Below are 21784 nucleotides of genomic sequence, written 5' to 3' on the forward strand. Positions count from 1 at the left end.
ATGTGCTTTATGATGGTGAGAGCGTTCATCTGATTGATTTTGATGAGCCAGTTTATCATTGGTATCTTGCCGATATTGCCAAACCATTTTTGGACTTATGCAATAAGCCATGGCCTCTTTGGAAATCACTGTTTGAATGGTTTATAGAAGGGTATAGACAAATCCGGTCATTGAGTTCAGACGAATTAAAAGAAATGAATCATTTTTCGCAAATGAAAAGCTTGGATATCTACCTCTGGTGTAAATACAACTGGTTTGAAGAAACAGCGCCCGGAGGAAAGCCACGCGATGAGTGGCTTCATGACTTGAAAACTATGGCATTAACTCCTTTGTTTTATGTGCCATAACCGATTAAGGCGATTTATATTGGGATGGGTAATGAATAATATCATGGATGCGCGATAGCTCATCGGTTGGATTCCGGTAGCCATGTGGTTGATTGGCATTAAAACGCAGTCCTTCACCTTTGGAAAGTGTTTTCCAGTAGCCACCTAACAAAATTTCAATGGTCCCATCCACAACAATGACATGCTCAATGACTCCATGTTTATGAGGAGGTGAAAGATGTTCGCATCCGGGCAATAACTCAATAACAAACAATTCAAAATGTAACTGCTCATCAAAAGGAAACAGTGGAAAAACTCGTATTTTTTCATCATCTGGATGCAAGGTTTCAGCATGTCCTGTCCTATAAATAGGAGTAGCTGAATTATCCAGGCTGTCTTCAATAAATGAGGAAAAGGACGTTTGAAAGCCACTTGCAATTTTCCATAAGGTAGAAATCGTTGGGCTTGACTCTTCTCGTTCAATTTGTCCAAGCATCGCTTTAGAAACACCCGTTTCAAGCGCTGTTTTATCTAAGCTCCAACCTCGCTCTTGTCTTAATGATTTTAGTGTTTTTGCAATACGATTTGAAATTTCTTGCATCATGACCCTTATTAAAAAAGCTTGTGCGTTTTAGCGCACAAGTATATACTGGTTTATTATGCGTTATAACGCACGAATTGTGAAGTAGATTGTGGAGGACTGTATGGTTGAACAACCTTTTAAAAACAAACTGGTTGCTGTGCTTAATAAGCGTATTGAGCCAGGAAAAGTGATGAATGCACTTGCTCATATGGCTATTGGTTTAGGCGCTGTAATTGGTAAAGAAGAACTGCGTTTAACCGATTATCGAGATGCAGATGGAGGCTCTCATCCTTATATTTCAGAAATACCTTTTATCATTCTTTGTGAAAACTCCAACAAAATTAGAATATTACGTCAGAATGCTTTAGCAAAATATGTTCTTTTTAATGATTTTACCGATACGATGACTGTGGGTACTTATCAAGAGCAAATTGAAAGAACGGCACAGGTTAAAGAGAACGAGCTGATTTATTATGGCATTGTCTTGTTTGGGGATTGGGACATAGTGACAGAGCTCACTAGAAAGTGTTCTTTGTGGCGATGATGGGATGGTGATAAATGATGAATAAAGAGAAAAAGTTAAGTAAAAGCGCGCAAATCATACAAGATTTTTTATCTCAAAAAGGGATATCGTGTGAGGTCAAGGAACTTGATTCGAGCACTCGCACGGCAAAAGATGCTGCTGATACTTTAAGATGTGTTGTTGCTCAAATTGTTAAATCATTACTATTTTGCACAGAAAAAACCAACAAGCCAGTATTAGTATTAGCAAGTGGTGTTAATCGTGTGAATGAGAGCTTGATTGTTAGTCTCATCAATGAACCTATTGGGAAAGCTGATGCAGATTTTACACGAGAAATCACTGGTTTTGCGATTGGTGGGGTTCCTCCCGTTGGCCATAAAAACGTTATTGATACTGTTCTTATTGATGAAGATTTGTTATGCCATGAAGTTCTTTGGGCTGCAGCAGGAACGCCCAATGCAGTGTTTTCATTATCTCCTGAAACATTGAAACAGCTAACAAATGGGATGGTGGTAAAGATTAGAGAGTAAGTCATGCAAAAAATATTCTGGGATAATCCCTATCAACGCCAATTAATGACTAAAGTGGTGTCAGTCAATGAGAATCGACTACTTTTTGCAGAGACTATTGGTTTTTCGTTTTCCGGTGGTCAGGAAAGTGATACAGTCCGCGTGAACGGCCTGATGGTCACTCATTCTGAAATAGAAGATCACTTGATTTATTATACATTACCTGCGGAGCATGGACTTTCTAAAGGCGATGTTGTCCTTATGGAAATTGACTTTGTTCGTCGTTATAAATTGATGCGCCTTCATTTTGCTGCTGAATTAATCTTAGAGCTTGTCCAAAAAATGCTGCCCGTTGAAAAAATAGGTGCGCATATTGCTGAGCATAAGGCTAGAATCGATTTTAGCTATCAGCACAATATCTCGGATATCTTTGACTCTCTTTTGTTTGAATACAATCAAATTATTGCAACAGATAGGCTTATTCGTACTGGGTTTTCTGATGAGAAAAGTCAAAGACGTTATTGGGAAATCGAAGGATTTTCTAAGGTTTCTTGTGGTGGAACACATGTCAAATCGACCGCTGAAGTGGGTTATATTACGTTAAAAAGGGCTAATGTGGGTAAAGGTAAAGAACGAATTGAAATTTATCTGGTACAATAAATTCAGCTTGAAAATAAAGTGTCTTAATTAAAAAAGTAGCCCAATACTAGGGGAGTTATGAGTGAATGCAGAAGAAATTACAGTTTTAAATGATTTAAAAAACGATATAAATCAATTGCTGGGATTTCATGAAGAAACACCAAGGATTAATTATGGTCCTTGTGGCGCGTTTGCTAAATTATTTTTTGATGCTTGGAATGGCCGATTTCAGGATAAAGTGCATATTGTTTTTGTGATGATGACATCCCATGAAGAGTGCTGGCACATTGCGTTGCGCATGCCTTCAGGAGAACTTTATGATGGAGGAGTTGGCCTTCATTGTGAAGAAACTTATGGAGAAGGTTATTTGTTTGACGACATGATCGAATATGATCATGAACGTTTGGAAAAATGGTCTTATGGTCTTGAACGTGATTATCCACGTTTTTGTCCTGATTTTAATAAACAAGTGGTGAATTCATTGATTATTCATCATCTAGATCGATTGCGATCTCAAGAACGTTGACTTAAGGGGCTATTCACCCCAAAAAGCAATTCAAAAATTAAGTAATAAGCATTACTCAAAACTGCGTTTTGTATTTTTTGACTGGATCTGTTTCTCGTGGGGAAGGAACGCATGGTCAGATATTTGATGAGGATATCGCTATGAAACAAGAACACCAACTAATTTATGAGCTAGAGACTTCTCTCTTAAATCCGAAAACGAGAAAATCGATTACCCAACTGAAGCAACTGATTGCTGATGAATTTATCGAGTATGGGTCCTCTGGTTCAATTTACAATAAGAACGACCTACTTGATTCTCTTCCAGAAGAAGAGTCACGAAGCTATATGGTTAATGATTTTTCAGTATTAGAGGTGTCGCCCGAAGTCATGTTGGCAACTTATAAGGTTACTGTTGCCTCAAAAAGTTCCTTACGTTCTTCGCTCTGGCAATACAAGCATAATCGTTGGCAAATGGTGTTTCATCAAGGCACGCCTTGCCAAGAGGAATAATTCATTTTTACAGGTATTAAGATGATAACAATAGCCTATCTAAAACATCACTCCGATTGCATTCCAGAGCTTGCTAAGATTTGGCATGAAGTATTAGGAAAAATTTGGGTTCCTGATGTGCCCACTTCGCGTGTAGAAGAAAATTTACGAAATCATTTAAACATAGAGCAGTTACCGCTCACTGTTGTTGCTTTAGATGAAGGAAAACCTGTTGGGATGTGCTCTTTACGCGTGAGTGATGGGATCCGTCCTGAATTAACTCCATGGCTAGGCTCGTTAGTGGTAGCGCCAGGACATCAAAAACAAGGTATTGCAAGGCAGCTTATTCTTCGAGTAAAAGAAGAAGCTCAAACATTAGGGTTTAAAAATCTTTATCTTTTTGCTTTTGATCCTACCATTCCAGAATATTACAGTCGTCTTGGTTGGCGCACTATTGGCATGGACGAATTTAAAGGACATCCTGTCACCGTCATGGAGATAATATTGTGAAGATAAGACAATTGTTGGATGCGGATTGGAATATATGGAAAGAAATACGTTTAGAGGCTCTGACCAACTCACCAGAAAGCTTCGGCTCTTCTTATGACGAGGAAGCGTTTATGTCCGATACTGATTTTCAAAATGGATTAAGTAAAGGATATGTATTAGGTGCCTTTGTTAATGATTTATTAGTGTCTTGTGCTGGATTCTATATGCTTAATTCACTTAAAACCAAACATCGTGGTGTACTTTGGGGTATGTATACACGTCCTAAATACAGAGGGAAAGGTATTGCAACAGCATTAATTCAGGCTCTGATCCAGCATGCAAAAATCTGCGTTACTCAATTACATCTAACCTGTGTAACAAATAATTTTGTGGCCCGCGATTTTTATCAAAAGCAAGGATTTCGAATATATGGTACCGAACCTAATGCGCTTAAAATTAATGATAGTTTCTATGACGAATATTTAATGGTATTGGATTTTAAAGAGGAACCCATGAAAAAACTGGATACCTATCAGAACCTTTGTACTGAAGTATATGATTTAAGTAAACCTAATGCACCACAAGATGCCTACTCATTCTACCGAAGCTATGCTGTAGAGGCTAAGGGCCCCATTTTAGAGCCTATGTGCGGCACAGGTCGATTTTTATTGCCTTTGGTTGAAGAAGGATTTGATGTTCAGGGCTTTGATGCAAGTCAACCGATGCTTGAACGACTGCATGCAAAAGCAAGGAGCAAAAATCTTAATCCAAAAGTCTGGCCTGGTTTTATTGAAGATTTAAATCAACCTGAAAAATACTCTCTGATTTTTATACCCAGTGGTTCATTTTGTCTCATTACTGAAAAAGCGGCTATTCAAAAAGCATTAAAAATCATTTATGAGCACCTAGAAGATAAAGGAATTTTTGTATTTGAAATAGAAACACTTCATGCGGTTCCTAATGAATTAGGTATATGGAGAGGTTCAAGATGGCCCAAAGAAGATGGAACGCTTATCGTACTCAGTCAATTAGCTATGCTCAATGAAGAGGTTTGTTACTCTATCGGCAAATACGAGTTGATTGATAACAACTGTGTGATTCAAACAGAGGTTGAGGAATATAAAATTCGCATTTATCAAGACCCTTCTTTCTTGCACAATTTGCTTACTGAGGTTGGTTTTAGCAAGGTACAGATAGTTAAAGGATTTGAACGAAACGCATCACCTGATGAAAAAGACGACAGTATTGTTTTTGAATGCAGAAAATAATTGAGGTAATAAATGAAGATTCTATGTCCAGCACCACTGCAAAAAGGAGATATCGTAGGGCTTATTTCTCCGTCGAGCCCTATTATGGAACAGGATATAGAAGCGGGAGTTCATTTATTAAAGTCGCATGGATTTAAGGTAAAGTATGCAAAGCATATGCTTGCATCAGAACGATTTTTAGCTGGAAAAGACAGTGATCGTGCAAATGATGTGATGGATTTCTTTAAAGATTCTGAAGTGAAAGCAATTATTGCAACCCGAGGCGGACAAGGTTCACAACGTCTTTTACCTTTTTTAGACTATGAATTAATTAAGAGAAACCCAAAACAATTATTCGGGTTTAGTGATACCACCGCGTTACAATTAGGCCTATTTAAAAACAGTGGATTAGTAAGTTATACAGGATTTACTTTGACTATTCATTTAAGTAACCAGGTTAAAAAAACATTACTTTCCTCTTTATTAGGCCAAGAATACATAATTTCCAAAGGAATAAAGGTTCATGCAGGTGTTAGTCGAGGCCCTTTACTTGGTGGAAATTTAACTCTGATGACTAATTTAATGGGCACACCTTATCTGCCTAGTTTTAAAGAAAGTATTTTGTTGGTAGAAGACGTTGGTGTCGAGCCCTATAATATTGATGGCATGCTCTCCCAACTAGATTTAGCAGGAATTTTTGATGAAGTTTCTGGGGTTATTTTTGGTACATTTGAACACTGTAAAAGTAAGAAATCGAATCAGCACGATGGTACGGTAGAAGATGTAATCAATGAATGGGCTTCAAAATTGAAAGTACCTTGCATTAAAGAGTTTCCCTATGGGCACGGTAAGCAAAATTGCATTCTTCCAATTGGCAAAGTGGTTATTTTAGATGCAGATAATACTTGCGTTACAATTCAAATTTAAAAAAAGAAATAACCACTACTGATGAGAACATTGTTTTAATAGAGGCATAAATGAATACACAAGAAATACCCAAAGAGTATCAACATATCTCTCCAGCAGGTGCTGAAGTTCGATTGCTGATGAATAATCATTTAGGTGGAATGGCTCACTGTACTTTAAAGGCGGGAACGATTTCCAAGGCAGTTCGACATAAAACGGTATCTGAATTTTGGCATGTCCTTTCTGGGAAAGGTGCACTTTGGCGTAAATTAAATAACGAAGAGAGCATTACTCCTTTAACCGCTGGAGTCAGCATTGATATTCCCTTGGGAGCACATTTTCAATATCGAAGTGATGCAGCAGACTTGGTGTTTATTTGCGTTACTATGCCACCATGGTCAGGCAGTGATGAGGCAAGTTATGTTGAGCATGGTGCCTGGCTTCCTACAGTGGAATAAATGAGATGACTTTAAAATTATCGTTTTTAGAAAACCCAGATCCGGATGATGTTCAAATATTAACAAATGGGATTAAGGCGTATGCCAAACAAGAAAGAGGCTTCGAATCTTTAGATTTCTTTGCATGCTTTATTCGTGATGCAGACAATAGCATTGTGGGTGGTTGTAGTGGCGGAACACTCTATGGAGGTCTTCATGTCGATAATCTTTGGGTGAGTGAATCCATCAGACATCAAGGATGGGGAACAAAACTCATGCAAAAGGCATTGAAGTATGGTAGTGAGAAAGACTGCGCTTTTGCAACAGTTAACACTATGGATTGGGAGGCAATAGAATTTTATAAAAAATTAGGGTTCAAACTTGAATTTGAGCGGCATGGATTTCAAAAAAATTCTATTTTTTATTTTTTGCGTAAAGAATTTCAAGAAACAACAGACATCGGGCTCTTAAATGGTGATTCAGTCTCAAGCTTAAGTCAAAGCATAAAATCGCATGGATCAGAATCTTTAGTGAGAGAAGAGGTTGTCTCAATAAACAATACGCCTCATTTTAAGTGGGGAAAAAATTGTGATGGATGGTGGTTAAAAAATGATGGTCAGTTTAGTGTTATTTATGAAACGATGCCTCCCGGTTGTTGTGAGGTAAAGCATTATCATCGGGAAACAGAACAGTTTTTTTATTGTTTACAGGGACAATTGGTTATTGAGTTTGAAGATTATAAACAAGTGTTGCAAGAACAGGAAGGAATAAGTATTAAAGCAAGGGTAGCCCATCAAGTGAAAAACAGTTCCGGAAATTTGGTTTCTTTTTTGGTGATTTCATCTCCTAATCTATCGGGGGATAGAGTGAACCTGGAATCCTAAAATGTCCGTTGAATTGATTATCCGCAAAGCAATAATTGATGATGCTCAACATCTTCACCCTTTAATGGAGCAATTAGGCTATCCGCAATCGCCTGATGAGTTGCAAAGACGACTTGAGCTATTTACTAATGAACTGCATTACGGTGTTCTTCTTGCGGAAATTGCTGGAAAAGTTGTTGGTTGGATTGCTTGGTCTAAGAGTTATCTTTTTGTTTCCGAAACAACAAGATTTCATATTGAAGGCCTTGTGGTCGACCAAGGATATCGTAATCAAGGAATAGGTAAAAAGCTTATGATTACTGTTGAGGAATTTGCCAGGCAGTTTAGTCCCTGTATTGTTGATTTGACATCGGGACTTAGGCGAGCCAAAGAGGGCTCTCATGATTTTTACAAATCACTTGGATATCAGAATGAAGGACATATGGCAAAACTGTATTTAAGGAAAGTACTGTGAACATCAAAGAATTACAATCTGCTTTAAAAATTGAGACAGCAACATTAGATGATTATCCTACTATCCAAAACATGGCACGATTTTATGTATATGAGCTCTCGCGTGACTGCGGTTTTATTTCAGATGATTGGGCTTTGCCTTCCGATGGCCTTTATGAAAGCTTCGATTTTAAAAATTACTTTGAAGAGCCGACAAGAAAAGCCTTTCTGATTAAAGTAGGCAATGAATTAGCAGGTTTTGCCCTATTAAATCAAGATGGAATTTACCCAGATACTATGTGGAATATGGGCGAGTTTTTCATTACTGCAAAGTTTCAAGGCAAAGGTTTAGGTTTTTTGGTTTCCTCTGAACTTTGGAACATGCATCCAGGCTTATGGGAAATTTCTGTGATTCCGGAAAATAAGCCAGCGCTTAACTTTTGGCGCAAAACTATTGCAAAAATTACAATGGGTAATTTCCAGGAAGAAATTAGAACAGTCAATTATGATCCACATCAGCCTCAGCGAGTTATTTTTCGTTTTGATAGTAATGTACAGAATGTAGGGGAACCTTTAGAAAGCAAGAAAGAATATCAAATCCAATTTGTTGATGAGCTTGATGAGACAACAGAAAACCGAATGACAAAGGGATTTGTTGCCTATGAGGCTCAGCATGGTATCGACGTCAATTATCGATGTTTTTCAGTGACTATTTCTTCTGCCCAAGGAGAAGTTTTTGGGGTGATTAATGCCTATACAGCATTTTCTGAAATTTATGTGGATGATATTTGGGTAGATAGCGCTTATCGTGGTAAAGGGTATGGTAAGCAGTTATTGCTTGCTCTTGAACATCACTTCAAAGGCCAGGGATTTAATAATATCAATTTAGTGACTAGTGCATTTCAAGCGCCAGAATTTTATAAGAAATGCGGTTTTACAGCAGAATTTACGAGAATCAATAAAAAAAATCCCAAGTTAAGCAAAACATTTTTTGTTAAATTTTTTAATGAAGAGTTAGAAACACAAGGCATTCTTAAGGCGGTTCATAGTGAATAGAAGTCAACTAGAAACAATCTGTAAAAAATTAAAGATAAACCAACCTTGTGACTTGCCTCAAAGAGTCTATGGCGGTCTTTTACATAAAATGTGGTATCTGGAGTGCAATGGCTCGCAGTTTGCTGTAAAACAACTCAATAGCAGGATCCAATTGACTGAAGAAGTTAAATCCCAATATGAATTGACAGAAGAGATAGCCTTCCTATTTTCCAAGCATACGATACCTGCAATCCATGCTCTAAAAATAGAAAATAATTATTTAATCCTTTCGGAAGATGAAGCTTTTCTTGTTTATCCTTGGATAGCAGCAAAAGCATTAGATAAAGACGCTATATCTGAGGTGCATGCACTTAAAATAGCTGCCTTTTTGGCAAAAATTCATTGTATTAATCTTAATGTCCCTGAACTAAGCGCTCAAGAATTTGATATTCATACCAATGAAAAAATTAGTGTGTTAATAGACCAGTCAGCAAGCCAAAATTTGGTGTTTAAAGAGCAATTAAAAAGTAATCAACGAATTATAATTGAGCTTAATGAGCTCTATCAAAAAGTAATACCTATTTTACAAAGTAGTAGTGTAGTAAGCCATGGCGATCTGGATCAAAAAAATGTTTTATGGGATAAAAATGATACTCCATTTCTCATCGATTGGGAGTCTGCGCGAAAACTTAATCCTACTTATGAAATAGTCAATTGTGCTCTTGATTGGAGTGGAATTACTACCCCACTGTTTCATAAGCCTTTGTTTATAAAAATGCTAAAAACATATGCATTTTCTGGAATAACAATAGATCACGAGCATTTGGAAGCCGCCTTTTATGGTGTTCTTGGTAATTGGATCAATTGGCTTGTATATAATATAGAGCGTTCTTTTAGCTCTGATAAAGAGCAACAAGATATTAGTATTGAACAGGTTCTTCAGGTTTTGCCTACTATTATTCAAGTCAAGGCGAGTATTACAGAATTAACTCAATTAGTAACACGTGAATTAAGAATAAACTGTTAACTTTATTCAACTTTGATTACCATATCGCACGAAATTAACTTAAGTTTCAAGGAATGCTTCATGATGAATATCAACAATAATAAAGCTGCGTTAGTGACCGGAGCCAGCCATGGAATTGGTCTTGAGCTCGCTAAAATTCTTTTAGGTGACGGTTGGGTTGTCTATGGAACAGGTCGGGATGTGAGCAGCTTAGAGGATACTAAAGCGCTATTTCCTCGTTTTGTTCCCATTCAATCGGATTTTACCCGCAATAGTGATATTGAACAGGTTGCAAAAATTATTAATGAATCTGAGATACCGCTTCATCTTTTAGTTCATAATGCAGGAATGAAAAGCCCTCCACGTCCGTTAACTGAATATGATTGTGACAGTATTGACGCAGTGTTCCAGGTTAATTTATTAGCTCCCATGAAACTAACAGCACTTCTCGCGGTAGGGATGCCTGAGAAGTCTCGGATTTTATTTGTTACATCAAGAGCAGCCACTTTGAAACTTAAAGAAAGTTCAACATACTGTGCCAGTAAAGCGGGTTTGGATGAAGTAACTGCTATTGTGAGAAAAGAGTTAGCCGAGAAAAATATCGGTGTGTCTTGTGTTATTCCAGGGGAAGTGGATACAAGAATTCAAAAAATTTTAAGAGAAACGACTTCATTTCATTTACATAAAATGTTTGATGAGGCTTATCAGTCCGGTCACTTAATAAGTCCAGAAACTTGCGCGGAATTCCTTAAATGGTTTCTTTGCGACTTATCTTTTGATGAATATAAGCAAAGCAATATGCCCGTTTCCATCTATGAAGAATGGCATCATTCATTCTGGCTTAGAGATAGGAATCAGCTACCTCCCTTTCCTTTCTAATTCATTTATGAATTTTTACGATCAGTTCCAATAAAAGATCAACTTTGGAGAATAGATGCTTCGTTTGTTCTGTTCTTTTTCAAGGCATATTTCTCTTATAGGGGGATATACCTTCACTCTTTCTTCAATTGTTTTCTCAAATAGATCCGATCATGTCCTTCTAAGTAATTGTTAATTGTTCCTAAATGCTGATAGCCTTGTTTTAAATAAAACCCTTCTGCCTGAAAAGAAAAAGTATCTAATGTTGATGCTGGAATTCCTCGTTTAATTGCTTCGACTTCAACGTTGCGTAATATCTCAGCACCAATACCAAGACCACGGTATCCTTCATTAACCCAGAGGACATCAACGTATATTGAGCTTTTATGAGCATATACAATAGCACCGCCAATAATAGTACCTTCGTTATCTTTCACATAGATTGAGTAACGCTCTGGTTTGGTTCCTGTAAAAGGAGCATTAAAATTTACTATCCCATCACGAATAATTTTATCTTTCTGTTCTAGTAGCTTGGTGTCCATAACAAGCTCTAGTTGGTAATTTGCCGCTTGATTCATGAGTTATATCTTTCTAAAATTAGTTTGAATACAATAAGTCATTGATAACTTCCATAGTAATTTCGGGTAGTTTTTGCGTTTGATCAATACTCTCTTGAATGGTTATAACCGCTTTTTTAATTTCATCGGGTAGCATCTCAGATGGCGCATTGTCACCTGGCCAAGAAGCATCTCGAGTCGCTTTATCTGGCCAACGAGAATAGGCAAGCCACATACCATCGTTAGTTTTATGCAGGCAAGAACCTAACGCTCCGCGATATTGTACAAAATAGGAAGCGACCTGATGCCAGGCCTTTTGATACTCCATCTCAAGCTCAGGCTTAATAAAGGCTCGGTAAATAACAGCAAAACATTTTTTGGAAAGTCGTTTAAATTGTTCTAGTGCTTCTTCAGGTGTTAAATCTTGGTTCGCTAAAACCTCTTCAGCTTTGAATATATTTATACCTTTGGGAATTGAAAATTGGGAAGTAAAGTACATCTGATCTAGGCCTATTCCAAAAGCACAATCCTTATAGCCGAGCACACGAAAATAATTAATTGGTTTCTGGTTTTTATTAGCTAAGACGTAGTTTTTGAATTTGGGATTATAAAACCCATAAGTCATATAATAATGAATACCTTGATTTTCAAGATATTGAATGATGTGAACCAAGTTTTTGTGTAGTTTTTCAGGTGAGTAAAGTTCAGTATACATCCCAGCTTTTTCAAACGTTGAGTGTTCATTCTCTGGATAAGGAGGATTCAGCGCCACAAAATCACCAGGTGTTGCGATCGAAATCACGTCCATAAAATCACCACTTCTGAATGAAACTTGATTCACATTCAGAAGGTTAGATACTCGGTCAATCTCACTCAAGAACATTTCCAACGACAAATTCGCATGTTCAAGAAATCGATTGGAATTTTTTCCTTCAAATAATTCACCTTCGCGATAGATAATATTCAGTTCTTTATCATAAAAAAGAATTCCTCCCCATGAATGATTGATGATAAAGGGGAGCAATAATGGTTTTTCCTCATCAGTTGTCTGGTTGTAATTCTCAAGCGCTTCAAGGAAAAAATCTTTCTTTGATAAGGAGACATCATATTTTTCTACTAACGCAGCATAAGAGGTTTTAACAAGCGTAGGATTGTCTCTAATTAATTGAAGTGTATTGATCAGAATTTTATTGCTGTCATTGACAATATATTCTTCTGCAAGGCCAATCTCCATTGCAGCCAAACTCCAAGAAGCAGAACCTGAAAAAGGCTCAATAGCTTTCTTGTATTTTTGGCCTTTATTATTCGCCAATAATACAGAGAAATGTTCATTCAACCAGCTAGTATCAGGGGACATATGTCCTGTTAAATCTGGAAGAGAGAGGTACCTATTTCCGAGATAGTGGAGTGGTCCCCCATGATTTTGATTTAATTGAATAGAATTTGGACTCATGATAACCACTATGCAGTAAATATAACTATGAAGCGGCACATCTTAACATGAAACAAACAATTTCTTTATTCTCTGAAATAAAATAGCTATTGACCCTCACGTTGCGTGATAGCTTAGAATCATCAATTAAGGAGATGATGCTTATGAAATATTATCAAATTAAAGAAATCAGCCAAATGACCTCTCTTTCAATTCGGTCATTGCAATACTACGATGAAGTAGGTTTGTTAAAACCAACAAAGCGCTCTGATTCTGGCTATCGTTTGTATTCTGAAACTGATTTACTCATTTTACAACAAATTATCACCTTAAAATTCCTTGGGTTCTCTTTATCTACTATCAAAGAAATCCTTGGGAATCCAAACTTTAATCTGGCTGCATCAATGAGCCTTCAAGCACGCGAACTGAGCGAAAAGGCTAATAAAATAAATGAAGCAGCCTCTTTGTTAACGTATATTGCCAGTCAACTGGAAATAAACCAGCCAATCAATTGGCAAAGTAGTGCAAAAATTATTGAAATATTGGAGTTAAATACTATGAGCGATGCTGTATTAAAAAAATATCAATCCGTTATTGAATCAGAGTTAGGTAAAAAATCAGACTATGATTCTACCTATAATCCCAATCGACTTTATCCTATTCCCAGAGCAGGTAAGCGACAAGAAATTGGCATTGATCCTGCCCATCCTCCTTTTGTGGGTTTTGACTGCTGGAATCATTATGAAGTCTCTTGGCTCAACGAAAAAGGTAAACCGATGGTTGGGGTTGGTGAAATTTTTTATGATTGTAACTCGCCCAAACTCATCGAATCCAAGTCATTAAAACTTTATTTTAATTCATTCAATAATACCAAAATAAAAAGTATTAGTGAGTTAGAAAATACAATAAAAAATGATTTAGAAGCACGTATAGAAGCTCCAGTTTCAGTTAAAATTTATCTTTTGGAACAAGCAAAACACTACGCTGTATCACAAATACCGAAAGGTGAGTGCATTGACCATCTCGATGTTGAATGCTCTGTCTATTTGGTTGAGCCATCATTTCTTAGTGTTCAAAACGAGTTAGTGGAAGAAAGATTGTATTCTAACCTATTAAAATCAAATTGCTTGGTGACTAATCAACCGGATTGGGGAAGCATACAAATAGCGTATAAAGGGAAAAAGATTAATCGAGAAGGCTTATTAAAATACCTTGTTTCCTTTAGAAATCATAACGAGTTTCATGAGCAATGTATTGAACGGATTTTTGTGGATATTATGAACTGTTGTAAACCGGAAGTATTATCAATCCATGGACGTTATACTCGGCGAGGAGGATTGGATATTAACCCCTATCGCTCCACAGAAAATAGTCCTTTTGGTAGAGAAAATATTCGGTTGGTCCGGCAATAATAGTGCTTTATTGTTCTATCCAAACTCTTAATTTTCCAGCAAATCGACCTTGTCGACGCAGTGTTATTGATGCGATGGGGTCGATGCTTTTAATTAGGCGATACTCGCCCAACACAGCATGAATAGCCCAACATTGTTCAATAATTGCAATGATCTCAAACAAATGCGCAGAGGACTCTATCGAGAGCCAGTTTTTAAAACAATCCTCCTGTAATTTCTTATATTGATTGCTTGGTAGTTTTAAATGTTCTGTTGCCCGATACAAACAATTAACGAATGAGAAAAAAGGATGAGTAATAACAACTTCCCCTAAATCAATCAGCGTGGTTTGATGAGTATTGGGATTCACTAAGATATTTTTATCATGAAAATCGGCATGGCCAAAAGTATCAGGCACTTTGAAACTGGCTAATTGGTCACAAAGGATTTGTACTTTATTCTCTAAATTTTTTAATTGGTTTAATTCTTTTTGAGTTAATCCATCGCCGATTAATAACTCTTCTTCATTCATTAATTGGTTATAAAGTCTTGGCAATTGTTGCAGGCGCCAATCAGGAACGCCTAAATCAAGAAGCAGGTTTATTTTATCTGCTGAGTCTATTTGCAGCTTTGTGTAATGATGCATCGTATCAATTAAAAGATTAGGTCTAAATTCCTGTTTAAAGACATCATGCAAAGGAATGCCAGCATCTTGCATTAAAAAACAGTGATGCTCCTGATTATGAGCCAAGATTTGCGGAACAGGAGCATTGAATTGTTGCTGCAATAGCAAAATGACGTTGGCTTCTAATGACAATGCAGCAGGCACCTTCTTCAAATAAACCGATCCAAAGTTGGTTTGAAAGCGACACACTTCTGACCAGGCTGTATCGAGAATTATTTCGGGCGTGATGGGTTCAATTTGAAATCCTAAATTGTTTAAGGCACTAAGTGCCCATTCTATGTGGGGATCCTTCATGATAGTTGCCTATGATCCTCGATCACTTCATGAATCGTGCGCAATGCCCTTTTTGCTTCAAAATTCATCTCCGTTTGTTGATTCACAAGATACATCATTGCTTTCCATAAAGCCCAGGCGCGTCCTCGTTCCCAAGTCTTTGAGTCAAGTTCTAGTGTTTCTAGAAAAATGCTCCGACTTTTTCCTTCAAATAATGTCCAGGCAATAGCAAGATCGCAGGCAGGATCACCGATTGCAAGTTGGCCAAAATCAATCACTGCACTTAATTTTCCTTGAGAAAGTAACAAATTACCAACACTCACATCACCATGGACCCATACTGGTGGATTCTGCCAAGAGGTGGTGAGTCCTTTTTCCCAAACTTGCGTTGCAGCATGAAAATCTATATGGTTCTTCAAGTCTTCAATGGCTTTGCGCGTTTCTGAATCATAAACGGCTAAATCACCGCCACGATAGAAACTTTGGGGCCCAGCAAGAGGACCACCTATTGAATTGATACTCTGGAGCGTTTTAAGAAATAAAGCTAAATCATGTGCAAATTCAGGTAAATCATTAATGGGAGTAACTGCTGCCGTTTCTCCAGGAAGCCACTGATTAATGGACCACTTCCAAGGATACAGGGTACTGGGTTTTCCCATCGCAAGAGGTGCGGGTATAGGAAGAGGAAGATATGGGGCCAATTGGGGTAACCATGTTTGCTCTTTTTCCACTTGTCCAGCGTATTCGGCGCTACTTGGCATACGAATGAGCATTTCGGTACCTAAATGAAAGGTTCTATTGTCCCAACCACTATTGTTTACAGCTTGAATAGGCAGATGACTCCACCGTGGAAATTGCTGAGCAATGAGCTCGCGCACTAAGTTTTCAGTAATATTCATTTTTTCATGGGGTTGTGTATTTGTCATTGGTACACCATAAAATCGATATTCTACTTCATCAAGCAACTTGCCTGATTCACTTGTTTTGATGTATTCATCTTGAATGATGCCACCTATTTTTTCGGCAAGTTTGCGACTTGGAATATTATGTCTGACAACTGGATATTTTAGATAATCATAAGCAAGATTAGTTTCAGCCCATGTTTTTAATAAATTCATTGCTTCAAAACCATAGTGAAATCCATGAGCACTTTTCTTTAACCAAATACCCAATTCGGGTGTTTTCGTATTTGCTTGGTGCAGGCAGGCATATCCTAAAAAATCCCGGTTTTCTTCGTTTAAAATGACTAATGCGATTTCAGTACCTTCCTGCATTTTGATTTGTTGTTCAGAAATATGCTGATTAATTTCTTCTTGAGTTTTCGGAGCACTTGGCCACATATGTTCTGTAATTTCTGCGGTAAATTCTTTGCATAAATCTTCGGCATATTTTAGTGAAATAGGGATTAACTGAAGTCGTTCGGATTTTAGGGCGAGATGCAGATAGTTAGGCATAGAATATTTACTCTTAGAAATTATTATCAATGTTTTGCTTGTTATCTTATCAATCAGTGTACTCTCAAGAGAATGCTTGGAAGAAAAAAATACTGCTATTTTTCCCAAAATTAATTCTTCTGTTAGATTAGAATAATAATTTTATACTCGGTACTCACGTAGTTCTACGTATTGATGCATCTTATGGTCTATTTGTATAATTATTATATTATTTGTGGTTAGGAGAAAGTAAGAATGAATCAACCTCAACGAATTTTTATTGTTGGTCATCATGGTGCGGGTAAAGGATTATTAGCAAAGTCCGTGGCACAATTATTAGGGTGGCAATTTGTTGATGCAGATTTTGGGTTAGAATCTCATGTTGGACGACATTTGTCTGAGATACTCGGAAGCCTTGGGAGCGATGCTTTTTATGATTGTCAGTTTGATATATTAAGCTCTCTTTGCATCCAAGAGAATATTGTTGTGACAACCGATTCCAGTGTGGTTTTGTCTTTAAAAAATCGTCAATTATTGCGCAATGAAATGACCGTATTTTTGGATGTGAGCACTCCAGTCCAGATCGATCGGACTGCACGAAATGCCACAAGTTTATTACCTATACCAAGTTTGAGCAATTTTTTTGACCGATTACATGATGAGCGAGATAATTTATATAAAGAGGTTGCTACATTCACTATTCATGGTGATGATGGAAAATTAGAAGAGCATACGCGTTGTATTGTGACGGCTGTGGTGGGGAATGAAGAAATGTTACCTCAAAAAAACCTAAAATCAATTTTGGAGAAAAAGGATTTCACCATATACCATAAAGAATCCCACACAAAAGTTGAGCTATCTGAACAACAAGCCATATACCTGAAGTTGTTGGCACAAGGTAAAACAGCTAAAGAAATTGCCCGTGAAACTCATGTTTCTTACAGGACAGTTGAAGGAATGATTGCTAAATTAATGGACTCTTTAGGATGTTCTTCCAGTAAAGAGTTAATTGCTTTATTTCATGAACAACCGTGAGTCTAAATTGATTCGATTGGCTTAGCTAATAAATAATTTTTTCGCGTTGTTGGCGTCAATCGTTCAATGGCGTAGCGCAGCATGGTTCTTGGCATTCGATAAGCATGGCTATCTAAAAATTCGATGAGGATAGCTTGGTTGCGCTTTCCTACTTCTCGTAACATCCAACCTATATATGGACCTATCCTGTTTTGCAAATGAATAAATAGATCTAATTAGAATAATGACTGCGTCTATATATTCGACCTCTATGAGCAATAAAAAAAAATACTCGGGCCTTGATGAAATGAGCGCTTTCACTCCTCTCTACGTAACGACTTTTTAACAGTCGGCAGGTTGGTCAGGTTTTGAGAAAGCCGGTCTTACCTAATTATCATCTATCATTCACTTTGCGTCACACGGTACTAACACATTGTACTTCTTAACTGTTTGTTGCCTTTTTTATTTATCAAAATACGTTACTTGTTATCCACAAGTCCATAGGTATCGTAGCCCTTCAACTTTGCGAAGATACCTGTAGACCCTGTGGGTAACAAGTACCACCTTATCAGGATTTAACATGATGCATATCTCCTGTAGCATTATAAGGCATACCACTTTGCAAAATGGCCCAGGCCATTCGTGCAATCCGATTAGCTACTGCCACCGAAACGACATTATAGGGTTTGGTTAGCAGTAATTTTTGTATCCAAATACTTCTTTTATCTGTTTTCTTTTGAGCGCTATTTACTACCGCTCGACCACCATGAATCAGCAACGCTTTAAGTATTCGATTACCCATTTGGATAATCCCTCCAAGTCGTTGTTTGTCTCCACTCGAATATTGTTTGGGGACAAGGCCTATGCTGGCAGCCATTTGACGTCCGTTTTTATAATGACTTCCGTTGCCCACAGCGGCATACAAAGAAGACGCTACAATCGGACCAATACCGGGTATGGTTTGTAGTAATTGACAATATTCATTGTTGTCACACAGTAATTTTATTTTTTTACTATAGAGCTCTATTCGTTTACTTAGCTCTTTAAACTCTTCATAAACATCTGACAAACATTCTTTTAATACTACAGAAATAGACTCATTATTTTTTTCTAATAACTCAGCTAACGTCACTTTTAGCGGCTGCATTCCTTTACTAATTACAATCCCATATTCTAATAACAGTCCTCTAATTTGATTACTTAAAGAGATTCGATTACTTACTAATCTATCTCTCAATCGATTAATACTTTGTAAATCTTGTTGCTCCAAGGTTTTTATTGCCACAAATTCTGTTTTAGGCCGTGTTCCTGCCTCTATAATCCCTTGGGTGTCCTTATAATCATTCTTATGATGACCAATATAGGGAGTTACATGTTGAGGGCTAATTAATTTTACCTCATGACCTAACTTTGTTAGCGTACGGCCCCAATGGTTCGACGTACCACACGCCTCCATTAATATCAGGCAAGGCTTTAATTTTGTCGCTATTGTTGCTAACCCTTGCGGAGATACCCGCTTTTTAAAAACCTCTTTATGATGTTTATCTACTCCAATTAATTGAAGGGTATTTTTTGCCAAATCTATTCCTAATACTGTAATATCTTTCATGGACCTTCCTCCTTTGATTAATTATGCTCACACATATTAATCATGGCTCATAGAAGCCGATTATGGGGAGGATAGGTCCATTTCATTACGGCCTTATGAATTAAATCATGATTGTCAAATAGCAGTTTTTCTGCAAGTTTAAGCGTGCAGTCAAAATGATTATTTCGAATAAAATACCAAGTGGCGACTATGGCGATACGTTTTTCCCAAAGGTTAGTACTTTCTGTAAGGGTGAAAAGGAGTGTTTTGTCCTTATCTAATAAATGCGCCCCAACAATCCAATGGGCTGAAGCATCAACCAAATTCCAGTTATTAATCTGATTGATATGAGTTAAATAAAATTGAAAAATCGTTTGTTTTAGCTCTGTATCTCCTTTTTGATAATGGATTACTAAAATTAATAGCGCTAATAAGCGTTCTTCATTAATGGGCGAATACAACAATTCTTGTAATGAAGAAAAGGGTAGTAATTTTTGATAACGTTTAGTGACTTTTCTTAAATTAGGGACGTTAACACCTATAAATTGGTCATGCTCTGCATAATCTCCTGGTCCTGTTTTATAATAGATTGCTTTTGGCTGCGAATCAGGCTTTTTGAGTAACTCGAGCTCGCTTCTAAGTGTTTTGAGTGCATCTATCATTTCAGCTGTATTTAGGGTTGCTGTCATAGTTAATGTCTTATGTTGGTTATTTAATGCCTATGTATACTGCACTTTCATGAGGCGTTTTATAGAGCTCAAAATCAGTGAGGTAGGTTCTTTCGTATTTTGGTTTTTTATTAAAATAGCTCCAAATAGTTTGCCAGGCATTAATAATTGCTGAGGGATTAGGCCCGATTGCTTCAAAAACAAGATAGTTGCCCGCGTTTATAGTGACTCTATCCAAGTGCTTAGCTTTGGATTCACTCGCAATTTCTATCCCCGCAGTGACTGTATAGTACCCTGATGAGTCGGACCCATAGTGGTGGTATACGCCATAAACTGGGCTATCGTGTTGTGCTCTGATTTTTGAGTGAAGAAATTGCTCCCATAGATGAGGCAGTCGCGCAGTTTGAGGATTAAACTCCTCTTCATTTTTTGTTCTTACACTCATTCCAGCTACTGTAAATTCTTGAATCTGGGTCAATTGGGGTATAATAACAGTCATATAAGGCTCCAAAGTAGAAGTTTTTAATTAATATAAGCCTGCATGGCATTGGCAATGATGTGTTTATCCGATTCACTGATTTTTAATAGGCCAAAACGAAATGGGTATCCCCAATTCTTGGTATTTTTTGTTAATTCGAGCGGTTCAATAAGCGTGTGTATCGAAACATCAATTCTTTTATTGGCCCAAAGTACATTGCGTCGAAATGGATGAAAACCATTACCCATATCCACTTGATAGGGCTCACCTGGTAAAACGATTCCAATTGCCGTAAATGCTTGCAGTTTTTCAATGCCTTTAAAGTGCAGCGTCGGCGAGTAATAAATGATGCAATCGTCCGCTTTTATTCTCTTTAGAGGTGCAAGTTTACCGTGACAAACTTGCATAAAGCCTCCTTCCACTCCAATTTGCACGTGGGACGCGCAGGCGACAGCCAGCCAGTTTTGGTTCATGATCCGTTCTTTGAAAAAAAGCGAATTCGATGACCATCTGGATCGCAGGTTACAAACGTATAACCAAAATCCATCGGTGTTGGTTCTTGTATCATTTTAAAATTCTTAGTTTGATAAGTTTTAAAAAGTTCATCAACGGCTTGCTCATCGGGAACCAAAATTGCGAGTTCGCTACCGCCACCCAATGCAGTTGGTGCAGGTAACGCGGAATTTTGAGACCATAATCCCAATCGCAAACCCGATTTTAATAGAAACATGGTGTAATCAGGCTCAGTGTGGATAGGCTGAGCATTGAGCAATTCCGAGTAAAAATGAGTACTTTTTTCTATATTGCTCGCATAAAATAAAACTAAATTGGGGTCGAATGTCATGATTTTTCCTGTTTTTTATTTCGTTAAATTCATTGAAGAATATAAAACAGACTCATGACAGTTTTTGTCAGCATTATTCAATAGGATTGGGGAATGTTATGTAGGGTGCGCCACTTCTTTAAAAGGGATTGTCGGCGTTCGGAATATTTTTGTTCTTTAATGGATAATTGAATAATTCTATCGGTTCTGAAGTGACGGAAGTCCTGCCTTAGTTCACACCAACCCACCATGAGATGCACTTCATCAAAAAAGCCGAGCGCGATAGGCCAGAGTATTCGTGTCGAATGATTGTTTTGGAGATCTTGATATTCTAATTCGATTTTACGTTCTAAACGTATCGCTTTGCGAATGAGAATAAGATCACTATCTTTACTTTCGGCACATTTTCCTGGGGGAACTAAGAGTCCTGATGTTTCTAGTTGGTGTTTTAATTCAGTAGGAAGGACTGCTGAAATTTTTGCAAGTACATTTTGGGCCGCGATTTTAAGTTGAGTATCCGCTCGTTGTGCAACCCAACGTGATCCTAGCACCATTGCCTCAATTTCATCATC

Annotated in this window: 28 protein-coding genes and 3 pseudogenes; 19 read left to right on the forward strand and 12 right to left on the reverse strand. The window is 37.4% G+C overall.

Going from position 1 to position 21784, the window contains the following annotated elements; translation table 11 throughout:
* Positions 1 to 347 (forward strand): annotated as a pseudogene (locus BGO44_RS10265) (phosphotransferase enzyme family protein); the annotation flags it as partial.
* Between the two features lie 4 nt (positions 348 to 351).
* On the opposite strand, the gene BGO44_RS10270 reads toward BGO44_RS10265, so the two are convergent.
* Positions 352 to 927 carry a helix-turn-helix domain-containing protein gene (locus tag BGO44_RS10270; RefSeq protein ID WP_333663255.1) on the reverse strand — a complete coding sequence of 192 codons (576 nt, stop codon included), beginning with the start codon at positions 925 to 927 and terminating at the stop codon, positions 352 to 354.
* 103 nt (positions 928 to 1030) lie between these two features.
* Between BGO44_RS10270 and BGO44_RS10275 the strand changes: the two genes are divergently transcribed.
* The 15 genes and pseudogenes from BGO44_RS10275 to BGO44_RS10345 all read left to right on the forward strand — a co-directional run bounded on the left by BGO44_RS10275 (position 1031) and on the right by BGO44_RS10345 (position 10891).
* On the forward strand, positions 1031 to 1453 hold the full coding sequence (locus BGO44_RS10275) for a DUF2000 domain-containing protein (RefSeq protein ID WP_273196974.1): 423 nt from the start codon (positions 1031 to 1033) through the stop codon (positions 1451 to 1453).
* Between the two features lie 17 nt (positions 1454 to 1470).
* A complete protein-coding gene (locus BGO44_RS10280; protein ID WP_273196988.1) occupies positions 1471 to 1962 on the forward strand; it encodes a YbaK/EbsC family protein in 492 nt (163 codons plus the stop codon).
* Positions 1963 to 1965: 3 nt separating this feature from the next.
* Positions 1966 to 2601 carry an alanyl-tRNA editing protein gene (locus tag BGO44_RS10285; RefSeq protein WP_273196971.1) on the forward strand — a complete coding sequence of 212 codons (636 nt, stop codon included), beginning with the start codon at positions 1966 to 1968 and terminating at the stop codon, positions 2599 to 2601.
* 61 nt (positions 2602 to 2662) lie between these two features.
* Positions 2663 to 3106 (forward strand): hypothetical protein, encoded by a 444-nt coding sequence (locus tag BGO44_RS10290; protein ID WP_273196968.1) that lies wholly within the window; start codon positions 2663 to 2665, stop codon positions 3104 to 3106.
* A gap of 140 nt (positions 3107 to 3246) precedes the next feature.
* A complete protein-coding gene (locus tag BGO44_RS10295; RefSeq protein WP_265674838.1) occupies positions 3247 to 3597 on the forward strand; it encodes a nuclear transport factor 2 family protein in 351 nt (116 codons plus the stop codon).
* A 21-nt stretch (positions 3598 to 3618) separates the two neighbouring features.
* Entirely contained in the window at positions 3619 to 4086 is a 468-nt protein-coding gene (locus BGO44_RS10300) for a GNAT family N-acetyltransferase (protein WP_265674839.1), read from the forward strand.
* A pseudogene (locus BGO44_RS10305) lies at positions 4083 to 4535 on the forward strand (GNAT family N-acetyltransferase); the annotation flags it as partial. The gene BGO44_RS10300 and the pseudogene BGO44_RS10305, both read left to right, overlap by 4 nt.
* Positions 4536 to 4577: 42 nt before the next feature.
* Complete coding sequence (locus tag BGO44_RS10310) at positions 4578 to 5333, forward strand: class I SAM-dependent DNA methyltransferase (RefSeq protein WP_273201573.1); 756 nt, start codon at positions 4578 to 4580, stop codon at positions 5331 to 5333.
* A 12-nt stretch (positions 5334 to 5345) separates the two neighbouring features.
* The gene (locus BGO44_RS10315; protein ID WP_273201526.1) at positions 5346 to 6239 is read left to right on the forward strand and encodes a S66 peptidase family protein; all 894 of its coding nucleotides are present in this window, start codon (positions 5346 to 5348) and stop codon (positions 6237 to 6239) included.
* Between the two features lie 50 nt (positions 6240 to 6289).
* Complete coding sequence (locus tag BGO44_RS10320) at positions 6290 to 6676, forward strand: cupin domain-containing protein (RefSeq protein ID WP_273201528.1); 387 nt, start codon at positions 6290 to 6292, stop codon at positions 6674 to 6676.
* A gap of 5 nt (positions 6677 to 6681) precedes the next feature.
* Positions 6682 to 7539, forward strand: coding sequence for a GNAT family N-acetyltransferase (locus tag BGO44_RS10325; protein ID WP_273201530.1), 858 nt, complete (start codon positions 6682 to 6684; stop codon positions 7537 to 7539).
* A 1-nt stretch (position 7540) separates the two neighbouring features.
* The gene (locus BGO44_RS10330; protein WP_273201532.1) at positions 7541 to 7993 is read left to right on the forward strand and encodes a GNAT family N-acetyltransferase; all 453 of its coding nucleotides are present in this window, start codon (positions 7541 to 7543) and stop codon (positions 7991 to 7993) included.
* Positions 7990 to 9027, forward strand: a complete 1038-nt coding sequence (locus BGO44_RS10335) for a GNAT family N-acetyltransferase (RefSeq protein ID WP_273201534.1) — start codon at positions 7990 to 7992, stop codon at positions 9025 to 9027. Before BGO44_RS10330 ends, BGO44_RS10335 begins: the two co-directional genes overlap by 4 nt.
* Entirely contained in the window at positions 9020 to 10033 is a 1014-nt protein-coding gene (locus BGO44_RS10340) for an aminoglycoside phosphotransferase family protein (protein WP_265674844.1), read from the forward strand. Before BGO44_RS10335 ends, BGO44_RS10340 begins: the two co-directional genes overlap by 8 nt.
* 60 nt (positions 10034 to 10093) lie before the next feature.
* Positions 10094 to 10891 (forward strand): SDR family oxidoreductase, encoded by a 798-nt coding sequence (locus BGO44_RS10345; RefSeq protein WP_273201536.1) that lies wholly within the window; start codon positions 10094 to 10096, stop codon positions 10889 to 10891.
* 113 nt (positions 10892 to 11004) lie between these two features.
* Here BGO44_RS10345 and BGO44_RS10350 read toward each other — a convergent pair whose 3' ends face one another.
* Positions 11005 to 11448 carry a GNAT family N-acetyltransferase gene (locus BGO44_RS10350; RefSeq protein WP_273201538.1) on the reverse strand — a complete coding sequence of 148 codons (444 nt, stop codon included), beginning with the start codon at positions 11446 to 11448 and terminating at the stop codon, positions 11005 to 11007.
* Between the two features lie 19 nt (positions 11449 to 11467).
* Positions 11468 to 12880, reverse strand: coding sequence for a DNA adenine methylase (locus tag BGO44_RS10355; protein WP_273201540.1), 1413 nt, complete (start codon positions 12878 to 12880; stop codon positions 11468 to 11470).
* 176 nt (positions 12881 to 13056) lie between these two features.
* Between BGO44_RS10355 and BGO44_RS18585 the strand changes: the two are divergent.
* Positions 13057 to 13173, forward strand: a pseudogene (locus BGO44_RS18585) (MerR family DNA-binding transcriptional regulator); the annotation flags it as partial.
* Positions 13174 to 13416: 243 nt separating this feature from the next.
* Positions 13417 to 14271, forward strand: coding sequence for an NADPH-dependent 7-cyano-7-deazaguanine reductase QueF (gene queF / locus BGO44_RS10360; RefSeq protein WP_333663258.1), 855 nt, complete (start codon positions 13417 to 13419; stop codon positions 14269 to 14271).
* Positions 14272 to 14278: 7 nt separating this feature from the next.
* On the opposite strand, the gene BGO44_RS10365 is transcribed toward queF, so the two are convergent.
* Both BGO44_RS10365 and BGO44_RS10370 read right to left on the reverse strand, forming a co-directional pair.
* Complete coding sequence (locus tag BGO44_RS10365; protein ID WP_273201543.1) at positions 14279 to 15229, reverse strand: aminoglycoside phosphotransferase family protein; 951 nt, start codon at positions 15227 to 15229, stop codon at positions 14279 to 14281.
* Positions 15226 to 16662, reverse strand: coding sequence for a GNAT family N-acetyltransferase (locus BGO44_RS10370; RefSeq protein ID WP_273201546.1), 1437 nt, complete (start codon positions 16660 to 16662; stop codon positions 15226 to 15228). The genes BGO44_RS10365 and BGO44_RS10370 overlap by 4 nt, the downstream gene beginning before the upstream one ends.
* A gap of 234 nt (positions 16663 to 16896) precedes the next feature.
* Here BGO44_RS10370 and BGO44_RS10375 point away from each other — a divergent pair, with 234 nt between their 5' ends.
* Complete coding sequence (locus tag BGO44_RS10375) at positions 16897 to 17676, forward strand: shikimate kinase (protein WP_273201549.1); 780 nt, start codon at positions 16897 to 16899, stop codon at positions 17674 to 17676.
* Positions 17677 to 17678: 2 nt separating this feature from the next.
* On the opposite strand, the gene BGO44_RS10380 is transcribed toward BGO44_RS10375, so the two are convergent.
* The 7 genes from BGO44_RS10380 to BGO44_RS10410 form a co-directional block, all read right to left on the reverse strand.
* Positions 17679 to 17840, reverse strand: coding sequence for a DNA alkylation repair protein (locus BGO44_RS10380; protein ID WP_273201551.1), 162 nt, complete (start codon positions 17838 to 17840; stop codon positions 17679 to 17681).
* Between the two features lie 383 nt (positions 17841 to 18223).
* On the reverse strand, positions 18224 to 19264 hold the full coding sequence (locus BGO44_RS10385; protein ID WP_273201554.1) for an IS110 family RNA-guided transposase: 1041 nt from the start codon (positions 19262 to 19264) through the stop codon (positions 18224 to 18226).
* 47 nt (positions 19265 to 19311) lie between these two features.
* A complete protein-coding gene (locus BGO44_RS10390) occupies positions 19312 to 19932 on the reverse strand; it encodes a DNA alkylation repair protein (protein WP_273201557.1) in 621 nt (206 codons plus the stop codon).
* Positions 19933 to 19951: 19 nt separating this feature from the next.
* On the reverse strand, positions 19952 to 20410 hold the full coding sequence (locus tag BGO44_RS10395) for a GyrI-like domain-containing protein (protein WP_273201560.1): 459 nt from the start codon (positions 20408 to 20410) through the stop codon (positions 19952 to 19954).
* A gap of 23 nt (positions 20411 to 20433) precedes the next feature.
* Positions 20434 to 20862: an EVE domain-containing protein gene (locus BGO44_RS10400; RefSeq protein WP_273201562.1), complete on the reverse strand. Its 429-nt coding sequence runs from the start codon at positions 20860 to 20862 to the stop codon at positions 20434 to 20436.
* Complete coding sequence (locus tag BGO44_RS10405; protein ID WP_273201564.1) at positions 20859 to 21233, reverse strand: VOC family protein; 375 nt, start codon at positions 21231 to 21233, stop codon at positions 20859 to 20861. Before BGO44_RS10405 ends, BGO44_RS10400 begins: the two co-directional genes overlap by 4 nt.
* Before the next feature lie 77 nt (positions 21234 to 21310).
* Positions 21311 to 21784: helix-turn-helix transcriptional regulator (locus BGO44_RS10410; RefSeq protein WP_286823134.1), on the reverse strand; the 474-nt coding region annotated here is incomplete at its 5' end.

Origin of the sequence: Legionella sp. 39-23, from assembly GCF_001897665.1 — a bacterium.
GTDB classification, from domain to species: Bacteria; Pseudomonadota; Gammaproteobacteria; order Legionellales; family Legionellaceae; genus Legionella; species Legionella steelei.

What these genes read in the sequence shown, in the direction of transcription:
- BGO44_RS10270 (WP_333663255.1), bottom strand. Translation starts at nt 927, where the DNA reads ATGCAAGAAATTTCAAATCGTATTGCAAAAACACTAAAATCATTAAGA.
- BGO44_RS10275 (WP_273196974.1), top strand. Translation starts at nt 1,031, where the DNA reads ATGGTTGAACAACCTTTTAAAAACAAACTGGTTGCTGTGCTTAATAAG.
- BGO44_RS10280 (WP_273196988.1), top strand. Translation starts at nt 1,471, where the DNA reads ATGAATAAAGAGAAAAAGTTAAGTAAAAGCGCGCAAATCATACAAGAT.
- BGO44_RS10285 (WP_273196971.1), top strand. Translation starts at nt 1,966, where the DNA reads ATGCAAAAAATATTCTGGGATAATCCCTATCAACGCCAATTAATGACT.
- BGO44_RS10295 (WP_265674838.1), top strand. Translation starts at nt 3,247, where the DNA reads ATGAAACAAGAACACCAACTAATTTATGAGCTAGAGACTTCTCTCTTA.
- BGO44_RS10300 (WP_265674839.1), top strand. Translation starts at nt 3,619, where the DNA reads ATGATAACAATAGCCTATCTAAAACATCACTCCGATTGCATTCCAGAG.
- BGO44_RS10310 (WP_273201573.1), top strand. Translation starts at nt 4,578, where the DNA reads ATGAAAAAACTGGATACCTATCAGAACCTTTGTACTGAAGTATATGAT.
- BGO44_RS10315 (WP_273201526.1), top strand. Translation starts at nt 5,346, where the DNA reads ATGAAGATTCTATGTCCAGCACCACTGCAAAAAGGAGATATCGTAGGG.
- BGO44_RS10320 (WP_273201528.1), top strand. Translation starts at nt 6,290, where the DNA reads ATGAATACACAAGAAATACCCAAAGAGTATCAACATATCTCTCCAGCA.
- BGO44_RS10325 (WP_273201530.1), top strand. Translation starts at nt 6,682, where the DNA reads ATGACTTTAAAATTATCGTTTTTAGAAAACCCAGATCCGGATGATGTT.
- BGO44_RS10330 (WP_273201532.1), top strand. Translation starts at nt 7,541, where the DNA reads ATGTCCGTTGAATTGATTATCCGCAAAGCAATAATTGATGATGCTCAA.
- BGO44_RS10345 (WP_273201536.1), top strand. Translation starts at nt 10,094, where the DNA reads ATGATGAATATCAACAATAATAAAGCTGCGTTAGTGACCGGAGCCAGC.
- BGO44_RS10350 (WP_273201538.1), bottom strand. Translation starts at nt 11,448, where the DNA reads ATGAATCAAGCGGCAAATTACCAACTAGAGCTTGTTATGGACACCAAG.
- BGO44_RS10355 (WP_273201540.1), bottom strand. Translation starts at nt 12,880, where the DNA reads ATGAGTCCAAATTCTATTCAATTAAATCAAAATCATGGGGGACCACTC.
- queF (WP_333663258.1), top strand. Translation starts at nt 13,417, where the DNA reads ATGAGCGATGCTGTATTAAAAAAATATCAATCCGTTATTGAATCAGAG.
- BGO44_RS10365 (WP_273201543.1), bottom strand. Translation starts at nt 15,229, where the DNA reads ATGAAGGATCCCCACATAGAATGGGCACTTAGTGCCTTAAACAATTTA.
- BGO44_RS10370 (WP_273201546.1), bottom strand. Translation starts at nt 16,662, where the DNA reads ATGCCTAACTATCTGCATCTCGCCCTAAAATCCGAACGACTTCAGTTA.
- BGO44_RS10375 (WP_273201549.1), top strand. Translation starts at nt 16,897, where the DNA reads ATGAATCAACCTCAACGAATTTTTATTGTTGGTCATCATGGTGCGGGT.
- BGO44_RS10380 (WP_273201551.1), bottom strand. Translation starts at nt 17,840, where the DNA reads ATGTTACGAGAAGTAGGAAAGCGCAACCAAGCTATCCTCATCGAATTT.
- BGO44_RS10385 (WP_273201554.1), bottom strand. Translation starts at nt 19,264, where the DNA reads ATGAAAGATATTACAGTATTAGGAATAGATTTGGCAAAAAATACCCTT.
- BGO44_RS10390 (WP_273201557.1), bottom strand. Translation starts at nt 19,932, where the DNA reads ATGACAGCAACCCTAAATACAGCTGAAATGATAGATGCACTCAAAACA.
- BGO44_RS10395 (WP_273201560.1), bottom strand. Translation starts at nt 20,410, where the DNA reads ATGACTGTTATTATACCCCAATTGACCCAGATTCAAGAATTTACAGTA.
- BGO44_RS10400 (WP_273201562.1), bottom strand. Translation starts at nt 20,862, where the DNA reads ATGAACCAAAACTGGCTGGCTGTCGCCTGCGCGTCCCACGTGCAAATT.
- BGO44_RS10405 (WP_273201564.1), bottom strand. Translation starts at nt 21,233, where the DNA reads ATGACATTCGACCCCAATTTAGTTTTATTTTATGCGAGCAATATAGAA.